The sequence below is a fragment of the Roseibium sp. R5 genome (genome assembly GCF_055755305.1).
This window is the reverse complement of sequence record NZ_CM146910.1, coordinates 3,002,646-3,028,180: the sequence shown is the minus strand read 5'-3', so window position 1 is coordinate 3,028,180 and position 25,535 is coordinate 3,002,646. Positions and strand designations below refer to the sequence as shown.

The 25,535-nt window shown below is 55.6% G+C and carries 31 protein-coding genes; 18 read left to right on the top strand and 13 right to left on the bottom strand.

Features of this window, described 5'->3' with window-relative positions; all coding sequences use genetic code 11:
• Positions 1 to 121: 121 nt before the first annotated feature.
• Together AC0J4F_RS14165 and AC0J4F_RS14160 are read right to left on the bottom strand one after the other, a co-directional pair.
• Positions 122 to 835 (bottom strand): substrate-binding periplasmic protein, encoded by a 714-nt coding sequence (locus AC0J4F_RS14165; RefSeq protein WP_473023795.1) that lies wholly within the window; start codon positions 833 to 835, stop codon positions 122 to 124.
• A 192-nt stretch (positions 836 to 1,027) separates the two neighbouring features.
• Positions 1,028 to 1,462 carry an Lrp/AsnC family transcriptional regulator gene (locus AC0J4F_RS14160; RefSeq protein WP_473023794.1) on the bottom strand — a complete coding sequence of 145 codons (435 nt, stop codon included), beginning with the start codon at positions 1,460 to 1,462 and terminating at the stop codon, positions 1,028 to 1,030.
• Between the two features lie 134 nt (positions 1,463 to 1,596).
• Between AC0J4F_RS14160 and AC0J4F_RS14155 the strand changes: the two genes are divergently transcribed.
• On the top strand, positions 1,597 to 2,496 hold the full coding sequence (locus AC0J4F_RS14155) for a DMT family transporter (RefSeq protein WP_473023793.1): 900 nt from the start codon (positions 1,597 to 1,599) through the stop codon (positions 2,494 to 2,496).
• 9 nt (positions 2,497 to 2,505) lie between these two features.
• Here AC0J4F_RS14155 and AC0J4F_RS14150 read toward each other — a convergent pair whose 3' ends face one another.
• The 3 genes from AC0J4F_RS14150 to AC0J4F_RS14140 all read right to left on the bottom strand — a co-directional run bounded on the left by AC0J4F_RS14150 (position 2,506) and on the right by AC0J4F_RS14140 (position 5,234).
• Positions 2,506 to 4,287: a B12-binding domain-containing radical SAM protein gene (locus AC0J4F_RS14150; RefSeq protein WP_473023792.1), complete on the bottom strand. Its 1,782-nt coding sequence runs from the start codon at positions 4,285 to 4,287 to the stop codon at positions 2,506 to 2,508.
• A 96-nt stretch (positions 4,288 to 4,383) separates the two neighbouring features.
• On the bottom strand, positions 4,384 to 4,734 hold the full coding sequence (yidD, locus tag AC0J4F_RS14145) for a membrane protein insertion efficiency factor YidD (RefSeq protein ID WP_209002157.1): 351 nt from the start codon (positions 4,732 to 4,734) through the stop codon (positions 4,384 to 4,386).
• A 47-nt stretch (positions 4,735 to 4,781) separates the two neighbouring features.
• On the bottom strand, positions 4,782 to 5,234 hold the full coding sequence (locus tag AC0J4F_RS14140) for an iron-sulfur cluster assembly scaffold protein (protein WP_133946794.1): 453 nt from the start codon (positions 5,232 to 5,234) through the stop codon (positions 4,782 to 4,784).
• A gap of 287 nt (positions 5,235 to 5,521) precedes the next feature.
• On the opposite strand from AC0J4F_RS14140, the gene folE reads away from it, so the two are divergent.
• The 8 genes from folE to AC0J4F_RS14100 all read left to right on the top strand — a co-directional run bounded on the left by folE (position 5,522) and on the right by AC0J4F_RS14100 (position 11,831).
• The gene (gene folE / locus AC0J4F_RS14135; protein WP_055671275.1) at positions 5,522 to 6,148 is read left to right on the top strand and encodes a GTP cyclohydrolase I FolE; all 627 of its coding nucleotides are present in this window, start codon (positions 5,522 to 5,524) and stop codon (positions 6,146 to 6,148) included.
• A 51-nt stretch (positions 6,149 to 6,199) separates the two neighbouring features.
• Positions 6,200 to 6,655, top strand: coding sequence for a phosphoribosyl-AMP cyclohydrolase (gene hisI / locus AC0J4F_RS14130; protein ID WP_209173897.1), 456 nt, complete (start codon positions 6,200 to 6,202; stop codon positions 6,653 to 6,655).
• Positions 6,656 to 6,957: 302 nt separating this feature from the next.
• Positions 6,958 to 7,470, top strand: a complete 513-nt coding sequence (gene napF, locus AC0J4F_RS14125) for a ferredoxin-type protein NapF (protein ID WP_473023791.1) — start codon at positions 6,958 to 6,960, stop codon at positions 7,468 to 7,470.
• Positions 7,467 to 7,769 (top strand): chaperone NapD, encoded by a 303-nt coding sequence (locus AC0J4F_RS14120; RefSeq protein WP_473023790.1) that lies wholly within the window; start codon positions 7,467 to 7,469, stop codon positions 7,767 to 7,769. Before napF ends, AC0J4F_RS14120 begins: the two co-directional genes overlap by 4 nt.
• Positions 7,756 to 10,248 (top strand): nitrate reductase catalytic subunit NapA, encoded by a 2,493-nt coding sequence (gene napA / locus AC0J4F_RS14115; protein ID WP_473023789.1) that lies wholly within the window; start codon positions 7,756 to 7,758, stop codon positions 10,246 to 10,248. The genes AC0J4F_RS14120 and napA overlap by 14 nt, the downstream gene beginning before the upstream one ends.
• 56 nt (positions 10,249 to 10,304) lie before the next feature.
• Entirely contained in the window at positions 10,305 to 10,757 is a 453-nt protein-coding gene (locus AC0J4F_RS14110) for a nitrate reductase cytochrome c-type subunit (RefSeq protein WP_473023788.1), read from the top strand.
• 29 nt (positions 10,758 to 10,786) lie between these two features.
• Positions 10,787 to 11,491, top strand: coding sequence for a NapC/NirT family cytochrome c (locus AC0J4F_RS14105; RefSeq protein ID WP_209173902.1), 705 nt, complete (start codon positions 10,787 to 10,789; stop codon positions 11,489 to 11,491).
• Between the two features lie 73 nt (positions 11,492 to 11,564).
• Positions 11,565 to 11,831, top strand: coding sequence for a hypothetical protein (locus AC0J4F_RS14100; protein ID WP_209178441.1), 267 nt, complete (start codon positions 11,565 to 11,567; stop codon positions 11,829 to 11,831).
• A 109-nt stretch (positions 11,832 to 11,940) separates the two neighbouring features.
• Here the strand turns inward: AC0J4F_RS14100 and AC0J4F_RS14095 are convergent, their stop codons facing one another.
• Positions 11,941 to 12,372, bottom strand: coding sequence for a CBS domain-containing protein (locus AC0J4F_RS14095; RefSeq protein ID WP_008190618.1), 432 nt, complete (start codon positions 12,370 to 12,372; stop codon positions 11,941 to 11,943).
• Between the two features lie 103 nt (positions 12,373 to 12,475).
• Entirely contained in the window at positions 12,476 to 13,258 is a 783-nt protein-coding gene (locus AC0J4F_RS14090) for a rhomboid family intramembrane serine protease (protein WP_473023787.1), read from the bottom strand.
• A 560-nt stretch (positions 13,259 to 13,818) separates the two neighbouring features.
• Here AC0J4F_RS14090 and AC0J4F_RS14085 point away from each other — a divergent pair.
• The 3 genes from AC0J4F_RS14085 to AC0J4F_RS14075 all read left to right on the top strand — a co-directional run bounded on the left by AC0J4F_RS14085 (position 13,819) and on the right by AC0J4F_RS14075 (position 16,429).
• On the top strand, positions 13,819 to 14,475 hold the full coding sequence (locus AC0J4F_RS14085; protein WP_209002155.1) for a PAS domain-containing protein: 657 nt from the start codon (positions 13,819 to 13,821) through the stop codon (positions 14,473 to 14,475).
• Positions 14,476 to 14,632: 157 nt separating this feature from the next.
• Positions 14,633 to 15,271, top strand: a complete 639-nt coding sequence (locus AC0J4F_RS14080; RefSeq protein WP_209173905.1) for a PilZ domain-containing protein — start codon at positions 14,633 to 14,635, stop codon at positions 15,269 to 15,271.
• Between the two features lie 543 nt (positions 15,272 to 15,814).
• Positions 15,815 to 16,429 (top strand): transglutaminase-like cysteine peptidase, encoded by a 615-nt coding sequence (locus tag AC0J4F_RS14075; RefSeq protein WP_473023786.1) that lies wholly within the window; start codon positions 15,815 to 15,817, stop codon positions 16,427 to 16,429.
• Positions 16,430 to 16,627: 198 nt separating this feature from the next.
• On the opposite strand, the gene AC0J4F_RS14070 is transcribed toward AC0J4F_RS14075, so the two are convergent.
• Positions 16,628 to 17,155 (bottom strand): gamma carbonic anhydrase family protein, encoded by a 528-nt coding sequence (locus AC0J4F_RS14070; protein WP_473023785.1) that lies wholly within the window; start codon positions 17,153 to 17,155, stop codon positions 16,628 to 16,630.
• 3 nt (positions 17,156 to 17,158) lie between these two features.
• Entirely contained in the window at positions 17,159 to 17,482 is a 324-nt protein-coding gene (locus AC0J4F_RS14065; RefSeq protein WP_008193987.1) for a DUF6949 family protein, read from the bottom strand.
• A 210-nt stretch (positions 17,483 to 17,692) separates the two neighbouring features.
• Here AC0J4F_RS14065 and AC0J4F_RS14060 point away from each other — a divergent pair, with 210 nt between their 5' ends.
• Positions 17,693 to 18,403: a hypothetical protein gene (locus tag AC0J4F_RS14060; protein WP_133946782.1), complete on the top strand. Its 711-nt coding sequence runs from the start codon at positions 17,693 to 17,695 to the stop codon at positions 18,401 to 18,403.
• A gap of 58 nt (positions 18,404 to 18,461) precedes the next feature.
• Here AC0J4F_RS14060 and AC0J4F_RS14055 read toward each other — a convergent pair whose 3' ends face one another.
• Both AC0J4F_RS14055 and cysE read right to left on the bottom strand, forming a co-directional pair.
• Positions 18,462 to 18,677: a DUF3126 family protein gene (locus tag AC0J4F_RS14055; protein ID WP_008189983.1), complete on the bottom strand. Its 216-nt coding sequence runs from the start codon at positions 18,675 to 18,677 to the stop codon at positions 18,462 to 18,464.
• Positions 18,678 to 18,797: 120 nt separating this feature from the next.
• Positions 18,798 to 19,616, bottom strand: a complete 819-nt coding sequence (gene cysE, locus AC0J4F_RS14050; protein ID WP_208326663.1) for a serine O-acetyltransferase — start codon at positions 19,614 to 19,616, stop codon at positions 18,798 to 18,800.
• Positions 19,617 to 19,782: 166 nt separating this feature from the next.
• Between cysE and AC0J4F_RS14045 the strand changes: the two genes are divergently transcribed.
• Positions 19,783 to 20,598 carry an enoyl-CoA hydratase-related protein gene (locus AC0J4F_RS14045; protein ID WP_473023784.1) on the top strand — a complete coding sequence of 272 codons (816 nt, stop codon included), beginning with the start codon at positions 19,783 to 19,785 and terminating at the stop codon, positions 20,596 to 20,598.
• Between the two features lie 130 nt (positions 20,599 to 20,728).
• On the opposite strand, the gene AC0J4F_RS14040 is transcribed toward AC0J4F_RS14045, so the two are convergent.
• The gene (locus AC0J4F_RS14040; protein WP_473023783.1) at positions 20,729 to 21,613 is read right to left on the bottom strand and encodes an alpha/beta fold hydrolase; all 885 of its coding nucleotides are present in this window, start codon (positions 21,611 to 21,613) and stop codon (positions 20,729 to 20,731) included.
• Positions 21,614 to 21,657: 44 nt separating this feature from the next.
• Positions 21,658 to 22,413: an alpha/beta fold hydrolase gene (locus AC0J4F_RS14035; protein ID WP_422022721.1), complete on the bottom strand. Its 756-nt coding sequence runs from the start codon at positions 22,411 to 22,413 to the stop codon at positions 21,658 to 21,660.
• A 209-nt stretch (positions 22,414 to 22,622) separates the two neighbouring features.
• Between AC0J4F_RS14035 and AC0J4F_RS14030 the strand changes: the two genes are divergently transcribed.
• The 4 genes from AC0J4F_RS14030 to gpt all read left to right on the top strand — a co-directional run bounded on the left by AC0J4F_RS14030 (position 22,623) and on the right by gpt (position 25,487).
• Positions 22,623 to 22,868, top strand: coding sequence for a zinc-finger domain-containing protein (locus AC0J4F_RS14030; protein ID WP_473023782.1), 246 nt, complete (start codon positions 22,623 to 22,625; stop codon positions 22,866 to 22,868).
• A 25-nt stretch (positions 22,869 to 22,893) separates the two neighbouring features.
• Positions 22,894 to 24,108, top strand: coding sequence for an FAD-dependent monooxygenase (locus AC0J4F_RS14025; RefSeq protein ID WP_473023781.1), 1,215 nt, complete (start codon positions 22,894 to 22,896; stop codon positions 24,106 to 24,108).
• Between the two features lie 110 nt (positions 24,109 to 24,218).
• Positions 24,219 to 24,962: a competence/damage-inducible protein A gene (locus AC0J4F_RS14020; RefSeq protein WP_473023780.1), complete on the top strand. Its 744-nt coding sequence runs from the start codon at positions 24,219 to 24,221 to the stop codon at positions 24,960 to 24,962.
• A 15-nt stretch (positions 24,963 to 24,977) separates the two neighbouring features.
• Positions 24,978 to 25,487: a xanthine phosphoribosyltransferase gene (gpt, locus tag AC0J4F_RS14015; protein ID WP_133946776.1), complete on the top strand. Its 510-nt coding sequence runs from the start codon at positions 24,978 to 24,980 to the stop codon at positions 25,485 to 25,487.
• Positions 25,488 to 25,535: the final 48 nt, after the last annotated feature.

Sequence of the window (25,535 nt, the reverse complement as noted above, 5' to 3'; positions counted from 1 at the left end):
TAAGCGATGTCTTTGGTCTTGAGATGTGTGCTGATACGGGATTCAGCCTAAAACGGCAACCTTTTCCGAAACCGGCGAGATGATCGTCTGGGTCGATCCGCAGAAACGGGCCGACAGTCACCTATCCGTTCGGCGGATCAGCCTTCTTGATTGCAGCCCACTCTCCGTCGTTGATCATGGCCCGGAAAGCGGAGTTGATCTTTTCGGCATGAAGCGCGCCGCACTCCGTTTTGGCGAAAAGGATCCAGACGCTGAGTTCATTGATCGGGCTGGTTTCATCGTAAACGATGTTGTCGACACCTGCTTCTGCAATTGCCCTCAGGCCGGATTGCTCTTCGATGATCGACCCGTCCAGACGGCCCGCGGACAACATTCTGATATTGTCCAGATCTGAGTTCGGCTCGCGGCTGAAGTCGATTTCATCGTTGGCCGTCAGCGATTTCGGATAGGCGTATTGGGCAGTCAAGCCGATCCGGAGGCCTTCCAGATCAGAAACACTCGACGGCACCGAGCCACCCTTTCGAACAAACGCAAAGTCGCGCTTCGTTAGAATTGGCAGTGATTTGTAGGACGCGACATCCGCGCCAGCAGTGGAATGGGGCATCAGCGCGTCGACCACCCCCATCTGAAACAATCCAAGAGCGCGTTTTTTTGGATAAAGCCTGATGTCCAAAGCCAAGTCCGCGCGCTTTGCCGCGGACTGCAATAAAACGACGAACTCCCCTTCGCTCTCACTCTCAACAAAATGCGGAATTTCGGCGGCTGCAACGGTCATCTTGCTGCAGCTATCTGCGGCAAGAGAGCCCGGCGCCAGCAGGAACGTTAGGCTCAACATTCCCGAGACTTTGAAAAACGATTTGAGCCTATTCAACAAAACACTGTGCCTTTGAGCGGCAAGCCAGCCTGGGCTTGCCGGAGAGTTCCCTGATCGCTGGCGAATTTACAGACATCTTAAGACGGCTATCGTTCTAAAGCGTTAACGGCTCCGGTTTCGAAAACGTCACGCAGACCAATACAACGTTGGCCACTAAAACTCTAAGGGCACCCGCCGGGGCACTGGTTGAGATTTGACGATCGAGGTGCTCGTTTCAGCCTTGTCCGTGATCCGTTCAAGAATGCTGTCCAGTTCTTCGATTTCCCGGATCACCAAACGCACCACAAAACAATCATCACCTGTGACTTTGTCGCACTCAACGACCTCTGGAATTTCCTGCAGCAACTCGCGGACGATATGGAGTTTTCCAGGCAACGGCCGGACGCGTGTAATCGCCTGAAGCGCGTATCCGAGAGCCCGGGGATCAACATCGGCCGTAAAGCTGCGAATGACACCGGAATCTTGTAAGCGCCTGAGCCGGTCCGAAACGCTTGGCGACGACAAACTGACCTTGACGGCAATGTCCTTGATCGAACACCGGCCATCCTCGATCAGAATTTTCAATATTTCACGATCTTGGGCGTCCATATCTTTCACTTTAAACCCTAATGGGTCTTTTGCCTAATATTATGAGGTCAATTACGTCCGCTGCCTTGAATATCATATGGAGCGGCTCATCCAAACAGCAGATCCTTGAAAGCGTATTGATAGGAGTTGCTCAAATGTCAGAAAGAACCACCGGCATTTTGGAAATGACCTTCGCGATGACCTTGATTGGCACCTTGGGCATTTTCGTTGTTTTTAGCGGAGAAAACCCGGTCACGGTCGCCTTTTGGCGCTGCCTGTTCGGCGCAGTCGGGCTGGCGCTCATATGTTCACTCAAAGGCGCTTTTGCATACAAAATCTCACTGAAGCAGTTTCTACTGGCGGTCTTGGGCGGCATTGCGCTGACCACCAATTGGGTCATGCTGTTTCACGCGATCGGGCATGCGTCCATTTCACTTACGACGGCCATCTACAATACACAGCCTTTCATGCTGGTAGGTTTTGGCGTGCTCTTTTTTGGAGAACACCTGACACTCAGAAAGCTGTGTTGGTTGGCTCTCGCCTTTTGCGGTGTTGTGGTGATCGCCCAATCAAAACCCGAACTGGCTTATGCGGACGGCAACTTTACCGTCGGTGTCGCGCTGTCCATTGGCGCTGCGTTTCTTTGGGCCGTCGCTGTTGTTGTGACCAAAAAGCTGAGCGCCATCCCCTCACATATGATCGCGCTGATACAGGTCTCAGCAGGCGCCATCCTGCTCGCCCCTTTCGCGAGTGTGGCGGACCTCCCATCGCAAAGCTCTGCTTGGGGCTCCCTGCTCACCCTTGGTTTTGTGCACACTGCAATGATGTACACGATCTTGTACTCAGCTGTGCAGAAGCTGCCGACAGACCTTCAGGGCGCGCTGACGTTCCTCTATCCATCAGTCGCCTACGTCACTGACTATTTGGTTCTGGGACAGAAACTTGGAACCGTGCAAATCCTCGGCGTTGCGGTGATCATGCTGGCGGCTGCAGGCATGACACTCGGATGGCGTTTGCCGTTCTTTCGGAAAGAGAAAAGCTGGCACCAGGCCTAGGCCGTTTGCTTAAGAGGCCAGCGCACGTTTTTTCGCGGCCTTCACGATTGACGCGTCCCGGGCGGATTTGGCAACAGCGTCTTTGCCGCCCCGCGTTTCCGTGATCATTGCCAGATCCTCTTCCATGTCCGCGCTCATCGGTGCGATCGCCACGTCGGAATATTCGCGCCGGCCGGGCGCCGCTTTTACCCTGCGGTAGATCCGGTGAACACGCCAAACCGCAGACACATAAGCCCAGTGTTTGGAAATCACCTCCCAGACATAGCGCGGGTAAAAGACAAAAGGATTTTCGATCGGGAACCCGCTACGCCGGTCTTTGCGGAATTTGAGCCGGAAATAACCGCCCTCCAGCGGATGAACGCCCTCACACTCGATCATCAGTTTGAACCACATCATCAAGAACAGCTTGTTGCCCGGCCGCCCCTTTTTATGGGCCGCCGCACGGCGGAGCACCGTCTCAATGTGGCTGTCGGAATAATAACTCGACCAAGCCTCCCGATAGGCCTCCTCCCATTCATCATCGCTCATCTTCGAATGATGGGAGACCCGGTGGTTGAGATCGTACTTGTTAAGATCCGGATCCATCCAGATACCCTTTTCAAGCAGAACCTTGTGATCTTCCGAGCCCGGCAGAGGCGTGAGGAAAAAGAACTCAAGAAGGTCGAGCGGCAACTCCTTCTTGATGATCTCGACATCCCGCAAGACCGCTTCCTTGGTGTCTCCCGGAAACCCGATGATGTATCCGGCATAAGTAGTCGCGCCGTGGTCACGCCACTTTTGCAACATCTGCCGGTATTCGGTGATCTTGTTTTGCCGTTTCTTGGCGGCGAGCAGATTGTCGGGATTGATGTTTTCAAGACCGATGAACACACGGTTGACCCCGGCCCGGGTTGCCTTTTCGATAAAGTTCTCAATCCGGTGGCAGAGCGTATCCACCTGGATGATGAACTTGATGTCGAACTTCTCCTCCTCCCGCAATTGAATGAGCCGGTCGAACAGCGGTTCCCACTCACGATTGCGGGCGAAATTGTCGTCTGTGATGAAGAACCGGTCGATGCCCTGCGCATAGTTGTCGCGAATAATCTGCTCCAGATCATCTGCGGACCTGAACCGGCTCTTGCGCCCCTGCACGTTGATGATCGTGCAAAAGGAGCACTGGAACGGGCATCCCCGCCCGAGATCAAAGCTGGAATGCGATCCGGCGGTGAACTGGATGTGCTTGGTCGGCAGGATCGGCGTCGGCTCTCCTTCAAGCGACGGCAGATGCGTCATGAAATTGTAAAGTGGCTTCAGGTCATCATTAAAGGCGTCCCGGAAAACCTGATCAAGCCGCCGCTCCTCTGCCTCGCCTGCAAAATAGCAAACGCCCTCTCCCTGCAGCGCCACCATCTCTTCGGGCATCTCATCCAGCATCGAAATGCAGCCTGAAACATGAAACCCGCCAATCGCCGTCGGCAGCCCCTCGCGCAGGAACTCCCGTGCAAGGTCCGTTGCCCTTGGAAACTGATTGGATTGCACCCCAACCAAGGCAATCAGCGCTTTGCCGCCCGTGCGCCGGATATCCCGCGCAATCTTGTTCGGTCGGACGCGTTTGTTTGTTTCATCATAGGTGTGAAGATGAATCTGGACATCGTCACCAAGCGCGTTGCGCTCGCACGCCGCATCAGCGAGCCCGTTCAAGCTGGCCAACGTGTTCGATGGAATGGCGGATCGAAGCCATTGAATTGGGTAGCCGTCGTCGTCGTAGTGCGTCGGCTTGATCATCACAAAATGGAAGTCTTGCGCGTTCATCTGCCCTCTCCTGCACCAGAAGCCGGGCCAAAAGAGTTGCACTCACGCGAGGTAAGTTCAACCTTTTCTTAACGCTGCGTCATTCCTGTTTTGAAATCAATCCATTCGATGGTCGTCAGGGATATGGTCGCCCGTCCAGCGGCCATACCGCCAGGGCAAATACCAGCGCGCAGTGTCGGGAAGCGTGTCGGGAAGCGGATCAAAACCTGACGCGCCCCACGGGTTACAACGCAGGATCCGCGACAATCCCAGCCAGCCGCCGGCCCAGAAACCGAACCTGCGGATGGCCTGATCCGTATAATCGGAACAGGTTGGCGCATACCGGCAGGTCCGTCCCATGAAGAGCGACAGGGTATGGCGGTAGATCCAGATCAGTCCGATCGCGGCCCATCCGGCTATTGAAAGCTTTCGGGTTTGATCCGGCTTATGATCGCAGGATGAACACATCTGAGGGGCTAACCTGACATCAGGCCGGATCACTGCGATCGCACATATTACGCGGCGGCGCCGTCGGCCTTTGTATCTGCCGCAGCTTGATCAAGCGCACCGACAACCGCATCAAACGTTAGAAGCGTCGACGCGTGCCGCGCCTTGTATTCACGAACGGGCAACAAGAACTTCAGATCCTCGAACCGGCCAACCGGCGGTTCCCCCCCCTCTTTCAACATGGCATGCATCGTTGTCTTTAAGGTCCGCAACTCGTCTTCAGTCGCGCCGACCACATGCTGGGCCAGAATTGAGGACGATGCCTGACCGAGCGCGCAGGCTTTCACATCATGCGCGAAATCCGTCACAACGCCATCCTTGACGCACAAATCGACAACCACCGTCGACCCGCACAGCTTGGAATGCGCCTTGGACGTCCCATCCGGATGCTCAAGCCTGCCAACGCGGGGAATGTTGCCGGCGAACTCCAGGATCTTTGCATTATAGATGTCGTCGAGCATTCTCGCCTCTTCGTGACAGCTAGTGAGCAGGTGCCGCATTGTCGGCACGCTTCTTTCATATATATAGATCAGACGCCACAGCAATTTCGCAAGGGGCAGAGTGGTCGCAGCCAGATGAAAAGGCGCCGGATCGGCGCTTGACGCTGGCTTAACCCGCTCAGAAACTGTGCGTTCGCTTTTCGTGCGGAGTATGCTACATCTCCGCGCCCTTTTGATCGAGAGGTCTTGATCTGAGCCAGAGCGTATGCCGTATGACGAGTGATAAGGGTAAAATCGCGAGGATCCCTATGGACGCTGTCCTAAAGCCGGTCGGAAAAACATTCGAACGTAAAACACCGGATCAACTTCAACGCCCGAGCCGTGAAGAGGCGGAGGCTGCTGTGCGGACCATCCTCGCCTGGACCGGTGACGACCCGGACCGCGAAGGATTGCTGGACACGCCCAAGCGTGTCGTGAAAGCAATCACACAGTTGTATGGCGGATATTTTGAAGATCCGGCCGAGCATCTTGAACGCACGTTTGAAGACGTCGGCGGATATCAGGACATCGTGCTGGTTCGCGGCATTCCGTTTCATTCGCATTGCGAACACCATATGCTGCCGTTCGTCGGTGAAGCACACATCGCTTATTACCCGGCAGAAGGCGTTGTCGGTCTTTCAAAGCTTGCGCGCGTCGTCGACATTTTCGCCAAGCGCTTGCAAACCCAAGAAAACCTGACGTCGCAAATCGCCTCAACCATCGATGACGCTTTGGCTCCGCGTGGCCTTGCTGTTATGATGGAAGCTGAACATCAATGCATGACCATGCGCGGTGTTCAAAAACCCGGTGTATCCACGATCACTACGCAGTTCACGGGCATCTTCGAAGACGATCCGGCCGAACAAGCCAAGTTCATGACTTTGGTGCGCGGTTAAACCTACCTATAGTGGCCATCCAGCTCCCTGGGTGGCCAAAATCGAGTTTACATGTCTGATTTGATTATTTCCGCCCGCGCCGACAAAGCGACGGTCGAAGAAGGCGATCGCCTGATGCCGAAATTCGACCAGGACGGCCTGATTGCAGCTGTCGTGACCGACTTCAAAACATCTGAAGTCCTGATGGTCGGCTACATGAATGAAGAAGCCTTGAAACGCACCATCGAAACCGGGGAAGCCTGGTATTGGAGCCGGTCCCGTAAAGGGTTCTGGAAAAAGGGCGAAACGTCAGGCCAGATCCAGAAGGTGCAAGAAATCCTTACCGATTGCGACCAGGACGCACTGGTCGTGAAAGTCACCGTGGAAGGCAATGGCGCGACCTGCCACGTCGGTTACCGGTCCTGCTTTTTCCGTAAGGTTTCCAACACACAAGACGGCACCGTTCGCTTGGAAAACGTAGAAAAAGAGAAAGTCTACGACCCCAAGGAAGTTTACGGAAAGTCTTAGGTTCAGCCGGTTTCTGGCTGGACTGGGTTATGCGCAGCTGCGGCGACTTCCGTCGCCCGAATGTTCTCCCTCCCTTCCAATGCATAAGTATTCGCACCTATACGCCACCACGCGGACTTAGCATAAGCTTTGTCCAAACCGACGGTTGCAGATAAGCACCGCGGTTGACCAAATGCGACCGGAGAGATGCCTGGGAGGGCTCGCAAGGTGGTCCAGTGTGACGCGCATCTGAGTATTCAGCTGCAGGTAAAACCTGTGCGTTTTGTCATGCTCCAAAGCTGTTACATGGGCTGGAGGGCATTATGACCCCTGCCCAACCGACGCGCAGAAACTTTCTCAAAGGCTCCCTTCGGTCACCCGACTATACGCTCATGCGTCCTCCTCGAGCGGTTGATGCTTTTCCAACCCTCTGTGATGGCTGCACCAAATGCGAAACTGCTTGTCCTGAAAACATCATTGTGATGGGGAAAGATCGTCAACCGGTCATCGATTTCACCCATGGACTTTGCACGTTTTGCAGCGAGTGCGCCAACGCATGCCCTACCGGGGCTTTGGATCCACTTCTTGACCTTGATTGGAACTGGAAGCCTGCCATTTCACAGACCTGTTTTTCGCAAATCGGGGTCACCTGCAGAAGTTGCGAAGACGTTTGTGATCAAAACGTCATCCGTTTCAAGTTGAGGTTGGGCGGCAGGTCCGAACCCCAAATCGATTTCGACAGTTGCAGCGGGTGCGGCGCATGCGCCCATGTGTGCCCGGCAAATGCCGTGACGTTCAAGCTATCACAACCAGAGATGAGTGAGGCCATCACATGAACATATGCGGCTGCCTCGTACACACGACGCCGGATGCAACCGAAAGAATTGGTGTTGTCATAGATGCCATGGACGGCGCCGAAGTTCATGCAATTGGCGACGGAGGCCGGCTTGTTGTCGTCGTCGAAGACACGCCAAGCCGCATGGCATCGGAACTGATCATGGATATGCATCAGATCCCGGGCGTTATCTCCCTGTCTCTGACCTACCACCATTTCGATGAATCCGAAGCTTTGGGCGCCGCTTCTCTGCCCACCTCATCAAGCCAAGCCGGAGACCAGACAAATGACCATTTCTGAATCCCGCCGGACGTTTTTAAAGGCCACCGCAGCCGCAGCAACCGCGTCTGCTGCTGGAATTCCACTTGGAACAGGTATTGCCCAAGCCCAAATCCAAGCGCCAGACATCAAATGGGACAAGGCCGCCTGCCGGTTTTGCGGCACCGGGTGTTCTGTCCTCGTTGGGACCAAGGAAGGCCGGGTTGTTGCAACTCAGGGCGACCCCGAAGCTTCGGTCAATCGCGGCCTAAACTGCGTAAAAGGGTATTTCCTGTCCAAAATCATGTACGGCGCAGACCGGTTGAAACATCCTCTACTTCGCAAAACGAATGGTGTGTACGACAAAAGTGGCGAGTTTGAACCAGTCAGCTGGGATGAAGCCTTCGATGTCATGGCACAGAAGTGGAAGGAAGCTCTCAAGGCCAAGGGGCCGACCAGTGTTGGCATGTTCGGTTCCGGACAGTGGACGATCTGGGAGGGTTATGCTGCTGCCAAACTGATGAAAGCCGGGTTCCGGTCCAACAACATTGATCCCAACGCCCGCCACTGCATGGCGTCAGCGGTCGTAGGTTTCATGCGCACGTTTGGGATCGATGAGCCTATGGGCTGCTACGATGATTTCGAAGCGGCAGATACGTTTGTGCTCTGGGGCTCGAATATGGCCGAGATGCACCCGATCCTCTGGTCAAGGCTGACAGACACGCGGCTGACGAAACCCGGTGCTCAGGTCCATGTCTTATCAACCTACGAACACCGGTCGTTTGAGCTTGCAGACAATGGCATGGTTTTCAAGCCGCAGACGGATTTGGCGATCCTGAATTACATCGCCAATCACATCATTCAGTCTGGTTCTGTGAACGAAGACTTCATGGCCAAGCACGTGAACATTACCAAGACCGAAACGGATATCGGCTATGGTCTGCGGCCCGAGAACCCGTTGCAACAGGAAGCAGCTCATCCAGACTCCGGCAAATTGACCGCCATTGATTTGGACGAATACGCGTCAGCCGTCGCCGAGTACACGGTCGACATGGTTTCAGAGTTGTCCGGTGTGCCTGCCGAGAAGCTCGAAAAACTCGCGCATCAATACGCCGACCCGAACCGCAAGGTCATGTCGCTCTGGACGATGGGGTTCAACCAGCACACCCGCGGATCTTGGGTTAACTCCCTGTGTTACAATGTCCACCTCCTAACGGGCAAAATCTCCGAGCCAGGAAACTCACCGTTCTCGCTAACAGGTCAACCTTCGGCCTGTGGCACGGCAAGGGAAGTGGGAACGTTTTCGCACCGCCTGCCAGCCGACATGGTGGTCAACAACGACAAGCATCGGGAAATCTGCGAGACCGCTTGGAACATTCCTGAAGGCACAATACCGCCCAAACCGGGTTTCCATGCCGTTCTGCAAAACAGAATGCTCAAGGACGGGAAACTCAACGCCTATTGGGTCCAGTGCAACAACAACATGCAGGCGGCGCCAAACCTGAATGAAGAAAGCTTTCCCGGGTACAGAAACCCGGAAAACTTTGTCACCGTTTCAGACCCCTACCCGACCGTAACCGCCATTGCGGCAGACCTGATATTGCCGACGGCCATGTGGGTTGAAAAGGAGGGGGCCTATGGCAACGCGGAACGGCGCACGCAGTTCTGGCGCCAACAGGTTCATGCACCGGGCGAAGCCAAGTCCGATCTCTGGCAATTGATGGAGTTTTCCAAGCGCTTCACGGTCGAGGAGGTCTGGGGCGAAGAACTGCTTGCGAAAATGCCCGAACACCGCGGGAAAACGATGTATGACGTGCTCTACGCAAACGGAACAGTCGACAAATTTCCCCTAAGCGAAACTCAAGAAGGTCATCCGAACGACGACGCCGCGCATTTCGGTTTCTATGTCCAAAAGGGTCTGTTTGAAGAGTATGCCGGATTTGGCCGCGATCACGGCCATGACCTCGCGCCGTTCGAAACATATCATGAGGTAAGAGGCCTTCGATGGCCCGTGGTTGACGGCAAGGAAACGCTTTATCGGTTCCGTGAAGGCCATGACCCTTATGTTCCGGAGGGCGAAGGGGTGCGGTTTTATGGCCATAAGGACGGCAAGGCCAAGATCATCTTTGCCCCCTATGAAGCACCGCCTGAAGTCCCGGACGATGAGTACAATCTCTGGCTTTGCACAGGCCGTGTCCTGGAACACTGGCATTCGGGCTCCATGACCCAGCGGGTGCCGGAGCTGCACCGCGCTTTTCCGCTGGCTGTTGTCTTCATGCACCCGAATGACGCGGAAAAACGAGGGCTTCGCAACGGTCAGGAGATCGTTATCTCCACACGCCGCGGCGAGGTTCGCAGCAAACTTGCAACCCGTGGCCGGAACAAGGTGCCTGAAGGCCTTGTCTTCATGCCGTGGTTTGACGAAGGCCAGTTGACCAACAAGCTCACGCTGGACGCCACCTGCCCCCTGTCCAAGGAAACAGACTTCAAGAAATGCGCCTGCAAGGTCGAACGCGCCTGAACCAGTGAAGCGTATTCGAGTTTGCGCGGTACGAATGACCGTAAGGAGAGATTTCAATGAAGAAACAATTTCTCGCAAGTCTTGCAGCGCTGCTTTTTGCGACAGGCCTCGTCGGCTTCGCGGTCGCACAGCAGCAACAAGTTCAAGCCATGCGCTCCACCCCAATCGATGCGCCCAACCGGCTTGGACCAGACTTCAAATGGGAAGGCAAGGAAGGCCGAATGCAACGGAATTACCGGCAGCAACCGCCGTTGATCCCGCACTCTATTGCACAGTACCAGATCGACACACGCACCAATCAATGCCTGTCCTGTCATGACTGGACGAAAGCCGGTGAGCGCAGCGCGCCGACCTTGTCCATGACGCATTATCTCGACAGGGACGGAAACGAACTCGATCAGCTGGCCGGCACACGATACTTTTGCAATCAGTGTCACGTACCTCAAGCGGACGTTCCGCCACTGGTCGAAAACACCTTCCAGCCATCCGCTCCAGTCTCCGTTCGATAAGCAACTACTTTTCAGTCAGGAGTTCATAGATGAACGACTCCAAAAAGACGAAACAGTCCCGGAATTTCTTGTTGCGCATGTGGGATTGGTTTTGGACCCCGACAAAGGTCCTGAGCGCTGGCTTTGTTCTGCTTGCGGGTTTTTTGGGTGGCATCCTGTTTTGGGGCGGCTTTCACTGGACCCTGGAATTGACCAACACCGAGGAGTTCTGCACTGGCTGCCATACTATGGAGACCAACCTTGCAGAATACCGAAACACTATTCACTACAACAATCACTCCGGGGTGCGGGCAATCTGCTCTGATTGTCATGTTCCGCATGAATGGCAGCACAAGATCAAAGCGAAAATCATGGCTGTGAAAGACGTCTATCACGAGATAGCCGGCACCATCAGCACACCGGAAAAGTATGAGGAACACCGAATTGCAATGGCGACGGTCGTCTGGCGCAAAATGAAAGTCTCCGACAGTCGCGAGTGCCGCAATTGCCACAATTTCAAGTATATGGACTTTACGGTTCAGGAAACGCGCGCAGCTTCAGAGCATCAGCGGGCCATTGACAACAACATGACCTGTATCGATTGCCACCAAGGCATCGCACATGATCTGCCGCCCGGTTATCAGGAGCGCTACCGCCAGGTGATCGAACAACTCGAGGCAACCAACAAAAAGACGCCAGACCAGCCAAATGAGATCGCCGAGGTAAGGAGCTACCTGGAGAAGGTATCAAACTGATAGCCGTTTGACCTGACTATGACCTGGATCTCCACCGGATGTTGGCTTCAAGGCAGAATGAGAAAGGTGAGATATGCTCGGAATTCTGGACTTGCTCGGGACGATCGGCGGCAATGTGCTGAGCCTGCCAGGTATCCTCGGACTTGCTGCGGGGATGATGACCCGAAATTGGGTTTTGGCGGGCTTCCTCGGAGCCGCAATCGGAGTTGTTGAGACTTTTTTGTTCGCCGGATTTCAGGTCTCTGAGATCAACCTGATTGATTTGTTTATCGCCGTTCTGATTGGCGTTCTTGCAAGCAGTGTCGGATGCGCAATCAGGCATAAGGGCGCGACAGTCTAGCTATGGAAATCAAGTAACGGATCATGCAGCGGAGCCATCTACCAAAGCAAAAGGGCTGACCGATATGGGCAGCCCTCACAATGTACGGCAAGAATGATCCAAACCTGCCTCAGGTGGTCGTGATGTAGCTGCGCATTTGCTCAGCTTCGTGTTCGACCTGGGCGATCTTGTGTTTCACGACGTCGCCGATGGAGATGACCCCAATCAGCTTGCCGTCTTCCACCACCGGCATGTGACGGAACCGGCCCCGGTTCATGCGCCCCATGACCTCATTTGCTGCGTCCATTTCAGTGCAGGTCATCACATCCTTGGTCATGATTGATGAAACGGGCTGAGACAACGCGGACGCGCCTTGCAGACCGACGAGGCGCACCACGTCCCGCTCCGAAACAATGCCCTCGATGTGCCGGTCTCCATCACAAAGCACTACGGCGCCGATCTTGTTCTTCGCCAGAATTTCGGCGATCTCACTCACCGGTGCGGACTTATCCGCCGTGATGGTGTCGTGGCCTTTCGTCTTCATGATTGCGGCAACGGTCATGTAAGCAAACCTCCCTTTGCATCCAAGGTCCGGTTGCATCCGGCTCCCTGATCACCGCATCATGGCAAAAAAATATGGCGACGCAAAGCCTTGACGTTGCCCGTTACCAACCCCGCCGCTGGGGCACTGGATCAAAGAGCGGGAACAGAGCCAAACCCGCGACAAAACCGCCAATATGAGCTTGCCAAGCAATGGACCCCGCCTGCCCACCGCTTGTCAGTCCGAAGAACATGTTCAATCCAAACCAAACGCCAACAAAGACCAGAACCTGCTGGTTCCGGAAGCACTCGCTGAGCGGCTGCGCGGGTACAAAATACGCGCCTCTATCGGACCGGCGAAAAACGCCGAGCGGTCCGCCCATCTCAAAGACAAACCGGATAGCTGCCGCCATATGGCCTGATATGGCAGCTGACGCGCCGATCATGGGCGCAGATTCGCCCCAGTGGGTCGCAAGATGTGCAAACGCGCCGCCAACGGAGCACAAAGCAGAAAATGCCAGGAACCGCCCAAGTCCAAACCTGCGCACAACGGCGCTTCCGAAGATCGCCATCCAAAGCAGATTGAACGTCAGGTGCATGGCACCGCCATGAAGGAAACTATAACTGACAAATGCCCAGATGCTGGACGCAAGGTCTATCGCCTGCAGACTGCTCAGCGCTGTGTATTTCACCGGCCAGAACGCCAGGAAGTACAGCATCATATTGTTCCAGCCAGTCGGGATCACAAAGGCCCGCACAACATGAATGGCGATCAGGGCAACGCTCAGCCAGATAATCGCAGCCGGTAGATTGAGCGCCGGAGGATCGGATGGGCGTTGCTCGCGCTCGCGCTGCTTGGTCTCTTCGTCGCGGCGCTTACGCTCCTCATCAAACTGATAAACGTTCATGGAACCTCGCATCTCAATGTCCCGAAGTTGTAGCCCGGCAACGGGACAAAACAAGGGCGCCGGTCAACAATCGCATACGCTTGCAGAAACATGGTGAACGCCAATGCGTTGGTTCGTTTCTAACCCTGCCCTTGTCGGCGCATAACAAAACGCCGGCTATCGAAACGATAACCGGCGTTTGTTGAGCCCCCCCACAAAAGGTCGCGTCCCCACGCGCCAAATTGAGGTGTCTTGCTGCGATCGCCTTTTCATTTTCGGGTTCTTTTACGCCCCTTAGGATTTTTTGGCGCTCACAAGTGCATAGGTTTTACAAACCAATGCCCTGAAGACGATGTGAATTTGCCAGCCGTACTCTGCGCTGGCAAGCTTTACGAAGAATTAACCTTAACAAAGTGTTGCTCGACGATTTTTTCATACTTTCAGCGACTTGGCACACCCCCTGCTTAGTAGGAGGCAAACAAAAGGACGGACAACGGAGCGTCCCGTTTTGAAACAGCTACTGTCTTGAGACGAAACAGCGCTCCGGAGTGGGACGAAAGGCAAGTCAAATGAAACATGGCGTGACCCAGACACTATACTCCTATTGGGATTCTCTGCGCGGAGCTCGGCCCGCTCCGAACCGGAGCGAAATTGATCCGGGCGAAATCCGCGGTTTGCTTGGCGATACGTTCATCCTGGAGACCAATGGGCCGAGTGATGTACGTTACCGTCTTGCCGGGACGCGCCTCTGCTCTGCTCATTGCCGCGAACTGAAAGGTCGCAATTTCCTCCGGGGTTGGGACACCAAGGACCGTGAAGCACTGGAAAGCCTGATCGCAGCCATAACCGAAGACGGCGCTGCCGCAGTGGTTGGGATCAATGGGCACACGGAACGTGAACAGGAACTGCAGATGGAAATGCTGCTTGTTCCACTCAACGTCCCTGGTGAAGGCCGAATCCGGATACTTGGAAGCGCAGTACCAATGGACAAGCCCTATTGGATCGGTCTGCATCCGATCTTGAGACAGTCCATCAGCAGCCTGCGGCTGGTCTGGCCAGATGAGCGTCCGTATTTCACAGGCGCAAGCCACTCGAACATCAATCCGATCATGCCCCGCTTCACCGCAGAAGACATGCCAATGCGGACCCCGGTTCTCCCCCAGGGTGCGGCAGTCCTCCCGCATGGAGCAGAGCGGCAAGTTGGCCACCTGACGGTCTATTCCGGCGGCAAATCCTAACAACTCTGTCAAAACCCTTAATATTGGGCGTTGTGTAGGGTACACTCTTACACATCGTTAACCCCATTGCCTCTAAAGTGCTTTCGAGAATTGTCATGATTCTCTGCACGATCGGGGAAAGTGCGTTGCAAGACGTACAGGTTTGGACATTGCAGGCATGAGCGCCGGATTGGCAACAGCAGCACCAGAGGGAAGCAAATCGCTTCAAGTCACGGACCGCCGGCGCCATCAACGGGTTCAGGTAAACATACTTGGCCGTTTCATGCTTGAAGACCGCAGAGAGTATCCGTGCCAGGTGATCGATATGTCACCAGGTGGTATGGCAATGATCACCCCAGTTTCTGGCAAAGTCGGCGAACGCGTCGTTGCTTACCTTGATCATCTCAGCCGTGTAGAGGGCCGGATTTCCCGGCTTATTGACGGCGGCTTTGCAGTCGAGCTGCGCAACACAGTGCGCAAACGGGACAAGATTGCAAACGTTCTGACTTGGCTCGCAAACCGGGATGAACTTAATCTTCCTGAAGATCGCCGCCATGACCGCTTCGTTCCGAAGAACCAGATGACGAAGATGATCCTTCCAGACGGAACGGAACATGTCTGCCGGATTTTCGATGTATCCCTCTCTGGTGCCGCAATCGCTACGGATGTCCTGCCCGAGATGGGCGATCAAATTACGCTCGGCAAGATGCGTGCCCGCGTTGTCCGCCAGATAGAAGGCGGGATTGCGGTCGAATTTGCGGCGGTTCAAAGCCGCGAGCTGCTCGAACACCACATCACCACGCCGGAATCCAAATAAAACACCCCCTTTTTGAGTTTTGTCCCTCTGCTGCCGTCAGCAGTTGGTAAGGGCTGACGACACTTGGCTTCTGTGAAGACGCGCCAACTGGCGGTCAGATTTCGTCAGATCATCGGCCGTGCTCAGGTTTGGGAGTTTGCCTCCTTCCAATGCAGCCAGCTGCGCTCCACTTGGTCAGAATCAGGCCTTTAAAACACTGACCGAGTGATTCCAGGTAGCCTCAACGTGTTTTTTTCAACTTTTTTCAAGCTTCGACACAGCTGAAAAACGCAGTGTTTCGGGATTAGCAAGCCTACATCCAACGGACTGAACTCGCATCGATGAATTTCCATTTCGAAGAGGAAGTACCACGAATTGAGCGACTTACGGAGGATCGATAAAATTTGACTCAAATCTTCATCAAATTTGATTCAAATTCAATTCAAGTATTACTAAAATAAAAATCAAAACAAATTCAAATAATACTATAAGTTTATCACCTCAATTTCCGTGAAGTAAAAAGCAGTAATGCATCGTGATGCCAGCCTTGGGGAGGGCGTTACGATGAAACATCTTGGAAAATTTCTGTCTACCACTGCGATTTTGCTTGGCCTCTTCGGACCAGCGCCCGTCGCATATGCCGATCCTGGCCGCTTTATGGACATGAAAGCCGCGGTCAAAGCGCCAATCGGCCACCGGCAATTCTGCCGTGACAACAGTTGGGCCTGTAAGAATGAACGCTACGAACCGGTGGTCGTCAAACTGACAGAAACCCGCTGGAACGAACTGATCGCAATCAACGCGGAAGTCAATCGCCGGGTCCGCCCGATGACAGATTCCGACCTCTTTGGGAAAGAGGAGTATTGGACCTATCCGGTGGATGGATACGGCGATTGCGAGGAATACGTTCTTGAAAAACAACGTGTGCTTATTGAAGCCGGGTGGCCAAAAAGCGCTCTTTTGATCACGGTCGCGAAAGACATTCAAAACGGTGGCCACGCCGTCCTGACCGTACGAACGGATCACGGCGACATGATCCTCGACAATCAGATCGAAGCCGTGCTGCCCTGGTACTCCACGCCCTATCGCTACATCAAACGACAATCAGCAAGTTCACCGGTCAAATGGACCGGGATCTCGGATACGCGCGTAACGACAGTCAGCAGCATTTCGAACTAGTTCGGGAATTGGCCTGATCTCAGGCCGATAGGACGATCCGGTCGCGTCCCCACCCTCCCCATCCCTACCACGACCGGATCCAGGGAACCGGCCCGCCCCCGCAGGCCGGTTCCTGCTATTTTGGAACCTGCAAGCTTCGGACCTGCAAAAAAGATGGTGTTGAAAGAGAGCCTTAAGACTGTTGGTACGAAAGACCGTTCAGACCTCAGCCAGGCCAGCCGTATACCGTTGCCAGTTGGCAACGTAACCGTCAGCTGATCTTCGAATATCCGCCGCAGCACTCTCTGGCAGCTCGCGAACGACCTTTCCAGGAACACCAACAACCAATGAGTTGTCAGGAATAACCTTCCCTTCGGCAATGAGAGCATTTGCGCCGATTATGCAGTTGGAACCGATCACGGCACCGTTCAGGACCGTAGCGCCCATCCCTATGAGGGAATTGTCGTTGATTATGCAGCCGTGCAAAATGACCTTGTGGCCGATGGTGCAGTCGGCTCCGACCGTGAGCGGATAGCCTGGATCCGCGTGAAACACACACCCATCTTGAACATTGGACCGCTTGCCGATCCTGATTGGCTCTCTGTCCCCGCGCAAAACAGCGTCGAACCAGACGCTGCTTGCTTCTTCCAAATGCACGTCGCCGATCAGCGTTGCGGTCGGCGCAACCCAAGAGCGCCCAGCGTCCGGAACCTGCGGGCGCACTCCATCGAGTGAATAGATCGGCATTGCTTACGCGTATCCGGCCACAATCAAGGCCACGTTCATGACCATCAGCCCGGAGCACATGCTCCACATGCCGGCGATGGTGGACGAAGCAACGAGCCACCCCAACGGCCGGTTCTCAATACGCCGGCCGCGGATGGCATTGCGCATGATTATGAAGGGACCGGCAAAAACGCAGACGATCACCCCGGCTACAAACCCTAATGCGGTCGATTCCGGGAAATTGAATTTCGGCGGTTGATTGGTCACCAGCTGATAGAGGCTTCCGAGCAAACCGGCCGCAACAAACCCCGCGCACGCAATGTATCCAACGATAAGTAAATCCGACATGGCCCCTGTTAACCTTCCGTTAACCTCTTCACTGAGAAAGTGATGAAGAAATTGTAAACGGTCAAGAGCAAACATCGTGCCGGTCTGGCCACGGGATAAAAACCTACAGTTTTTAGTAAGTTACGCCGGATGGCACCAGTCCTGCACTGAAACACGTGTCTCATTCTTGAACACTGTGTGCCAGCTTAGGTCATTAGAAAGGCACGGCACGTGATCAGGCCGACCCTGCCAGCACCGACCAATGCAAAGCCACTTCATTTCGCGATGCTGGCAACAGCCTTGTGTGTTCTGACCTTCGCGCATGTTGCCGAACGCGGATATCATTGGTTTATGCGTGCAGCCCCGCTCTTCCAATCGACACCCCGACACGCTTTGGTGAGTGTCACGATGGGACCGGACATCTTTCGGATCCCTGCGGGTTACTTCAAATCCGCAAATCATCGCTTGTCGGCACAGGGCGAGGCAGATCACTACCAGCAAGTCAGCTTGCTGATGACATGGCCGGACCTCAGGATGCCCGGCGAAGACAACGCCACGGCACAGCTCGGGAAACCTCTGCCGCTTATCCAAGTGGATCTGGAGCATGATCCGTACCGGGAAACACTCAGAACTCAGCTGGATCCTGTCTACAAGCGCCTTGCCCGCGGCGGTGCGCGGCCAACGACAGCAGGGTTGAACATGTTGATGTTGTCTGCCAGAGCGGCGCAGAACCGGGATATCATCGTCTATGACCCCGAGGCCAAAGACGGTTTTATTGCCCGGTGCGTCAAGAAACGCAGCGGGGCAAAGGCGGTTTGCCATCGAACGGTCACGCCCGGTGGCGGCCGGCTGATCCGCTACCAGTTCGATCAAACCTTGCTTCCTAGTTGGCGCGAGCTTGATGCGGCGATCAAGGAAAAGGTTAGCGGCTTTCGCACCTAAAGACCCAACAAAAAAGCGGCCCGTTTGGGCCGCCTTTTAGAAACCTATCTGATGAGCCTTACACTTCGTCGAGATCGATCTCGAGAATGGCCATCTGGAAGTTCCAGCTCAGGTCTTCATCTTCGTCATCACGGAAGATAACACCGATGAATTCCTCACCGATATAGACCTCCGCGGAATCGTCCTTTTTCGGACGCGCCCGGACCTGCATGCTCGGTAAATCGAACTTTTTGCGCAGATAGGCTTCAAGCTTGCGGATTTCTTCGGGGTTCACGTGGCTCTCTCCTTGTCGTTCGCCAAATCCATCAGTCGTGGTGCGGACCCTACAAGAGAGCAGGGAAATGCCAAACCTTTTCGATCAGCTTTCCCCGTCTTCCTTCATACTGGCCACACCCTACTCACCCAGGAGTTGGTTCATGCTACGGGCTGGCTCCGGACACCCAGCCTTCCCAACGATCTTCGCCGGAACACCTGCAACTGTGGTGTTCGCCGGAACATCGGTAAGAACAACAGAGCCGGATGCAATTCGGCTGCAATGCCCGATCTCCAGGTTGCCGAGCACGTTAGCGCCAGCGCCAAGCAGAACGCCGTGACGGATCTTCGGATGCCGGTCGCCGTCTTCCTTCCCCGTGCCGCCCAGCGTCACACCTTGCAGGATGGAGACGTCGTCCTCAATCACAGCCGTTCCGCCGACAACGATACCTGTGCCATGGTCAATAAAGATCCCGCGCCCGACCGGAACGGCTGGATGAATGTCGATCTGAAAAACTTCCGAGCAGCGGCTCTGCAGATAAAGAGCGAAGTCCTTGCGGCCCTTGCGCCAAAGCCAATTGGCCAGCCGGTGCGTTTGAAGGCCATGAAAGCCCTTGAAATAAAGAACCGGCTCCAGATAGCGGAAGCATGCCGGATCACGATCGAACACCGCGACGATGTCCACCCGGAAAATCTCGGCAAGCTCCGGCTCGTCCGCCAGCGCTTCCAGATAGGTCTGGCGAATAAGCGACGCAGAAACGATGTCCCGCCCCAGGCGGTCGCCCAGACGGTGAACCACAGCTTCTTCCAGGCTGTCGTGATTTAGGACCGTCTCATAGACAAAGGACGACAATGCTGGCTCTGCCGCCACCATCGCCTGGGCTTCGTCGCGCAACTGCTGCCAGACGGGATCGTGCTTCATCACGCGATCTTCGCCAGCTTGGCGTACCGGGGTCGACATGGACTGTCTCCTTTTCAAGCCCACTTCACATAGCCTTCTAAAATAGGCGCTGTGCGTGATATTCCAAACAAAACTTGCTCATATCAGATATCAATCACTCTAATGAATCGTTTTTTTACGATCAATAATCCGGCAACCGCCTTTTTGCCCAGCACTTGAGGTTCAAATGACATCCGATCAATCCCCGTCTCAGTCCGAAGATACCAACCCATTCTTGCGTATTTCCGGGCAGATTGCCGAATTGATCCTGAATGCTCCGGACCGCAAAAATGCCCTGCCCCTGGCAGGCTGGGGCCGCATTCCCGAATTGCTCGAACCGCTCCGCGTTAACGCCGACCTGCGCGCCTTGATCGTGCGCGGCGCCGGTGGCAAGGCCTTTTGTGCCGGCGCGGACATTGCCGAATTTGAGGCTGTCCGATCAACCGCAGATAAGGCCGCCCATTATGATGCGGTCAATGTCGCGGCCTTCCGGGCCTTGAAAACCTTGCCTGTTCCGGTCGTCGCGGCGATTGATGGCCCGTGCCTCGGCGGCGGTCTCGGATTGGCGCTGGCCTGCGATCTTCGGATTGCATCGGACACCGCCTTTTTCTCCATCCCGGCCGCCCGCCTCGGCCTCGCCTATCCGCCGGATGCGGTGGCGGACCTGATCGAGGCTGTGTCACCGTCCAATGCGAAAAAGCTGTTGTTCACAGCCGAACGCCTCTCTGCCGACAACGCCCTGCAGATCGGCCTCATCGACGAGGTTCACGAAGCTGGCGCGCTGGATGACAGGATTGCCGAGCTGTGCCGCCACTTTGAACAAAACGCTCCGCTGTCCCTGAAAGCTGCCAAGACCACCATCAACCTCCTGGCATCGGCGAGTGCAGCGGCTGACTTGAGCGCCGCTCAATCAATGGCACGCACCTGTGTCGACAGCGCGGACTACGCCGAAGGCTGCCGCGCCTTCCTGGAGAAGCGCAAACCGGCTTTCAAAGGGCAGTGAACAGGGAATTTCTCAAGAAAAAGAGGCCGCTATCATAAATTCTCGATTCTAACGCAAAGATAGACGGGATTGTGAATCAACCTATGAAACAGTCCCGCCAACAGATTCATATGGCTGAATAAATTTGCACTCACGCAATCAGGGCTTCCGATTTCAGGGCAGTGAGAAACTCTTCGACCGCCCGGGCAAAAACGTCATTCTTGTCACCGGCTACCATGTGACCGGCGTCCTGAATGTCGGTGAACTTGGCATGGGGCACGCAGTCCAGGAATTCTTCCACATGTGCCATCGACACCAGCTCGGAGTTCCGGCCGCGCAACAGAAGCACGGGCACTTTGAGGTTTTCAGCCGCTTCGATCATTCCAGCCTGCACCCGTTTTGTGATTTCTTCGTCTGAATGTTCCCGCACTTTCAGGAACGCCGGGTCCCAATGCCAGCGATACCGGCCGTCAGCATGCAGGCGCAGGTTTTTCGAAAGGCCTGACAGATCCTTCGGCCTGGAGCGGTTCGGCAAATACCTGGCGATAGCGTCAGCGGCCTCTTCAACCGTGCCAAATCCTTCTTCCACTTTGTCGCCCATGAAACCGAGGATCTTGTAGACCCCATCCATATCGACACGCGGCGTGATGTCGACCAGCACCAGTGCGGCCTGATTTCCCGGCGCTTCCGCACCTTCTGCCAGCATCCCGGCAAAACCGCCCAGCGACGCACCGACCACAACGGGTTTGGCTCCATGTTTTGCAATCACCTGCCGGCAGAGCGCGACAAGATCCTGGGCGAAATGGACAAACATGTAATTGCCGGAGGGAACCCAGGCGCTTTCGCCGTGGCCCCGCTGGTCGACCGAATAAACAACATGGCCCAGCGCTGCGATCCGTTCCGCCGCCGCTGCCCACGAATGACGCGTCTGCCCGCCGCCGTGCAGCAGGATTACAGGTTGACCGCCCGTCCCGTATTGATCGGCAATCAGGGCGTTTTCCTCCGCCCCTTTGAATTCGACCCGTTTTGCGCTCATGTCTCCTCCCAATCTATGCGCACAAGCTGGCGTAAAACCGCCGGTCAAGCGTCGACGTTGTTCAAAAACGCCAGGACCCCTTGCTTGTGAACCTTGTCTCCGACGGCCACCATGTGATCCCGTCCCGGGATCTCAAGCACGTCTGCATGCTGCATCAAGGCAGCCAATTTGTGCGGGGAACCGGCAATGTCATCGCGGGTGCCAACGGCCACCAGAACCGGCCGCTCGATGCGGGCGATATCTTCTTCGCTGATTTTCTGGCGCGAGGAGCGCATGCACGCAGCAAGGGCCAAGCGGTCGGATTTGGTCTGCTCGGCGAACGCACGGAACGCCCGGCCCGTCCGGTCCGTGACATCCTGCAGGCGGTCGGCCTCGAGCGCAGCAGCAATCGGCTCCGGGTCCCCCACCCCTTCGATCATGCCATAGCCAAGCCCGCTGAAGATGGCCCGTTTGACGCGCTGCGGATGATTAAGCGTCAAAAACGCACTGATCCGGGCACCCATCGAATAGCCCATGACATCGGTCTGCTCGATCCCAAGATGGTCGAGCAGTTTCCGGGCGTCTTCCGCCATAATCGGAGCACCGTAGGCCTCCGGGTCGTGGAATTTTTGGCTGTCCCCATGGCCCCTGTTGTCGAGCGCGATCACCCGGCGGCCTTCCTTGATAAAAAGATCGACCCAGCCCGTGTTCTGCCAGTTGACCGCCTTGTTGGAGGCAAAGCCGTGGATCAACAGGATCGGATCCCCTTCGCCCTCGTCCAGATAGGCAATCTGAACACCATCCTGCTCAAAAACCGGCATAAAACTTCCTCTTACGTAAACGTAAAACCCGAATTTCAACCACTGTACTGAGAATGATCTCAATTGGCAAAGCCGGATTTCCACGGGGGTGGCAGCCACAAGTTGGTTGGTGACCGCGGCAAGGTTGCCCCTGTTCAACCGGGCATCAAATCGGTATGGTCCGGCCAAAAGAGTTTGGCGCAACCGCCACAAGAATTGAGGAAGTGATCATGGCAGATCAGGTCGTCCCGCATTTTCAAAACACCAGCGGCCACGATTCCATCGCAATCGGCGTAAAGGAATTCATGTGCATCGGCGCCCATCCGCCGTTCGATCACCCGCATGTCTTCCTCGATATGGGCAGCGAAAAAGAGGTCGTCTGCCCCTATTGCTCAACGCTTTACAAGTACGACGCCACGCTGGCTCCGAACGAATCGTCTCCTTCCGACTGCACCTGGGTGCCGGAAGCTGCGTGAAACTGCCTGATAGACCAGAGCTGTCATGAGCGAGACCGGCACGCCCCCCTCCCCGATCGTCATCGCCGGAGCAGGCATCGGCGGCTTGACCGCCGCTTTGACCTTGCGACGGGCCGGTCATGAGATCCTGCTCATAGACAAGGCCAAGGCTCTGTCAGAGGTGGGTGCAGGCCTTCAGCTCTCCCCCAATGCCTGTTCAGTCCTCGACGGCTTCGGACTGCTTCAGGACCTCAAAGCCCTTGGCCACCAGCCGGATAATCTTCGGGTCTGGTCCGGCAAGACCGGAGATCAGATTTCCAAGGTCAGGCTCGGGTCTTATTTGCTCGAACGGCATGGCCAGCCGTTCATCGTGATCCACCGGGCGGATCTTCAGGGCACGCTTTTGAAAAAGGTCGAGGCGACCGACGGCATCAAATTGATGCTCGGCACCGCCCTCACCGATGCCAAGACGGGCGATGCCGGCAACCTGGTGTGCACATATCAGGCAGGCGAAACAACCGGGACACTCAACTGCAAGGCCCTCATCGGTGCGGATGGCGTCTGGTCAACGGTTCGCCGATTGATCCCAAACCACAAAAACGCGCGCTTCAGTGGTCAGGTCGCTTATAGGTCCACACTGCCAATCGACAAGATCCCTGCCAAGTGGCGCAAGGATTCTGGGCTGTGGCTGCACAGGGACAGCCATCTGGTCCACTACCCGATCCGCAGTGGTGAGCAGCTGAACATCGTCGCGCTGGCAACAGAAGACTGGCAGGACGAAACATGGTCGGCACCAGCCGGCAAGGACGAACTGCTGCACCGATTCAAGGACTGGCCAACGGACATCCGCAATCTGCTGAATGGGCCGGAGCGCTGGTTGAAGTGGGCCTTGTGCACGGTCGACGCCAGTGGTCCCTGGACGCATGGCCAGATCGCCCTCCTCGGCGACGCCGCCCATGCAATGCTTCCCTATATGGCCCAGGGCGCGGCTATGGCGATCGAAGATGCCGCCGAGCTTGCGAACCATTTCCCAGTTGAGACGGAAAACACCGCAGCGGCTCTGAGAGCCTATGAGCGGACCCGAAAACCGCGCGCGGAACGCATTCAGGAAACCGGCTTCAAAAACGCAAAGACGTTTCACATGTCCGGTCTTCCAGCCACAGCCCGCGACATGGTGATGAAGTTTTCAAAACCGGAGAGCCTTGCGGCCCGCTTTGACTATGTTTACGGCTGGAAACCCAACCAAGCATTGCCCTCCTGACCGCCTTCCGCCGTCTTAATCTTGGGGCGGCTCCAAGTTTCTGACGCAAAAGGTTGAGCCAGACCGCAAGCTGGGATAAAGCCAAGCATCCGGATCGAGGGAGCGCTGACATGACAGCTGATAAGGCCGATGACGTTGTAACCGCTGCATTTCTTGTCATCGGCGATGAAATCCTGTCCGGACGCACCAAAGACAAGAATATCGGCTTTCTCGCTGACTATCTGACCGTTCTTGGCATTGACCTCAGCGAAGTTCGGATCGTGCCGGATGTTCAGGCCGAAATCGTCGGCGCTGTGAATGCCCTCCGGGCGAAATACACCTATGTCTTTACGTCAGGCGGCATCGGGCCGACCCATGATGACATCACCGCCGAGGCCGTCGCTGCTGCATTCGACGTGCCACTGAATCTTGATCCCCGAGCCGTTGCGATCATGGAAAAGCACTATCCGCCGGGTCAGTTCACCCCTGCCCGCCAACGCATGGCGCGGATACCGGAAGGCGCGGATCTCATTGAAAACAAGGTGTCCAAGGCGCCGGGATTTCGGATTGGCAACGTCCATGTCATGGCCGGTGTTCCCGCGATCATGCAAGCCATGATGGATGCGGTCGCGCCGACGCTGCAGACGGGCAAGAAGATGTTGTCTGAAACGGTTGCGGCAAATATGCCCGAGAGCCGGATTGCCGAACGCCTGGCCGCCATTCAGGACGCTCATCCTGAAACTTTGATTGGATCCTATCCGAAAGCAACGGACGGAAAATTCACCACCCAGATCGTAATTCGATCCAGAGACGAAACCATTCTCGCAGCCGCCGCACAAGATGTGGCGCGCGCTGTTGACGATCTCTCTGGATGACTTGAAGGAAAAGAAATGGAAAACCCTGCACAAGACAAAGCCTTCCCAGTCTCATGGGACATGTTTCACCGCGACTCCCGCGCCCTCGCCTGGCGGCTCTCAAGCGAAGGGGAATGGAAAGCCATCGTCTGCATCACCCGCGGCGGTCTGGTTCCGGCCGGTATCGTAGCGCGCGAACTTGGCATCCGCACCATCGAGACCGTTTGCATCGCCTCCTATCACGACTATGACAGCCAGGGCCGTCTTGAAGTTATCAAACCGGTCGATCCGAAAGTGATCGATCTGGAAGACGGCGAAGGCAGCGGCGTACTAGTGATCGATGACCTGGTCGACACGGGCAAGACCATGAAAGTGGTCCGGGAGATGCTGCCGAAAGCACATTTTGCAACTGTCTACGCCAAGCCGGTTGGCGTTCCGATGGTCGACACCTTCATCACCGAAGTCTCCCAGGATACCTGGATCTATTTCCCGTGGGACATGGGCTGGCAATTCCAGCCGCCGCTCTCAAAAGATACAGCGGGCTAATTTCGGGCTGCGCGCATCACAATACGCGGATTATCCTGAGTTCCATTC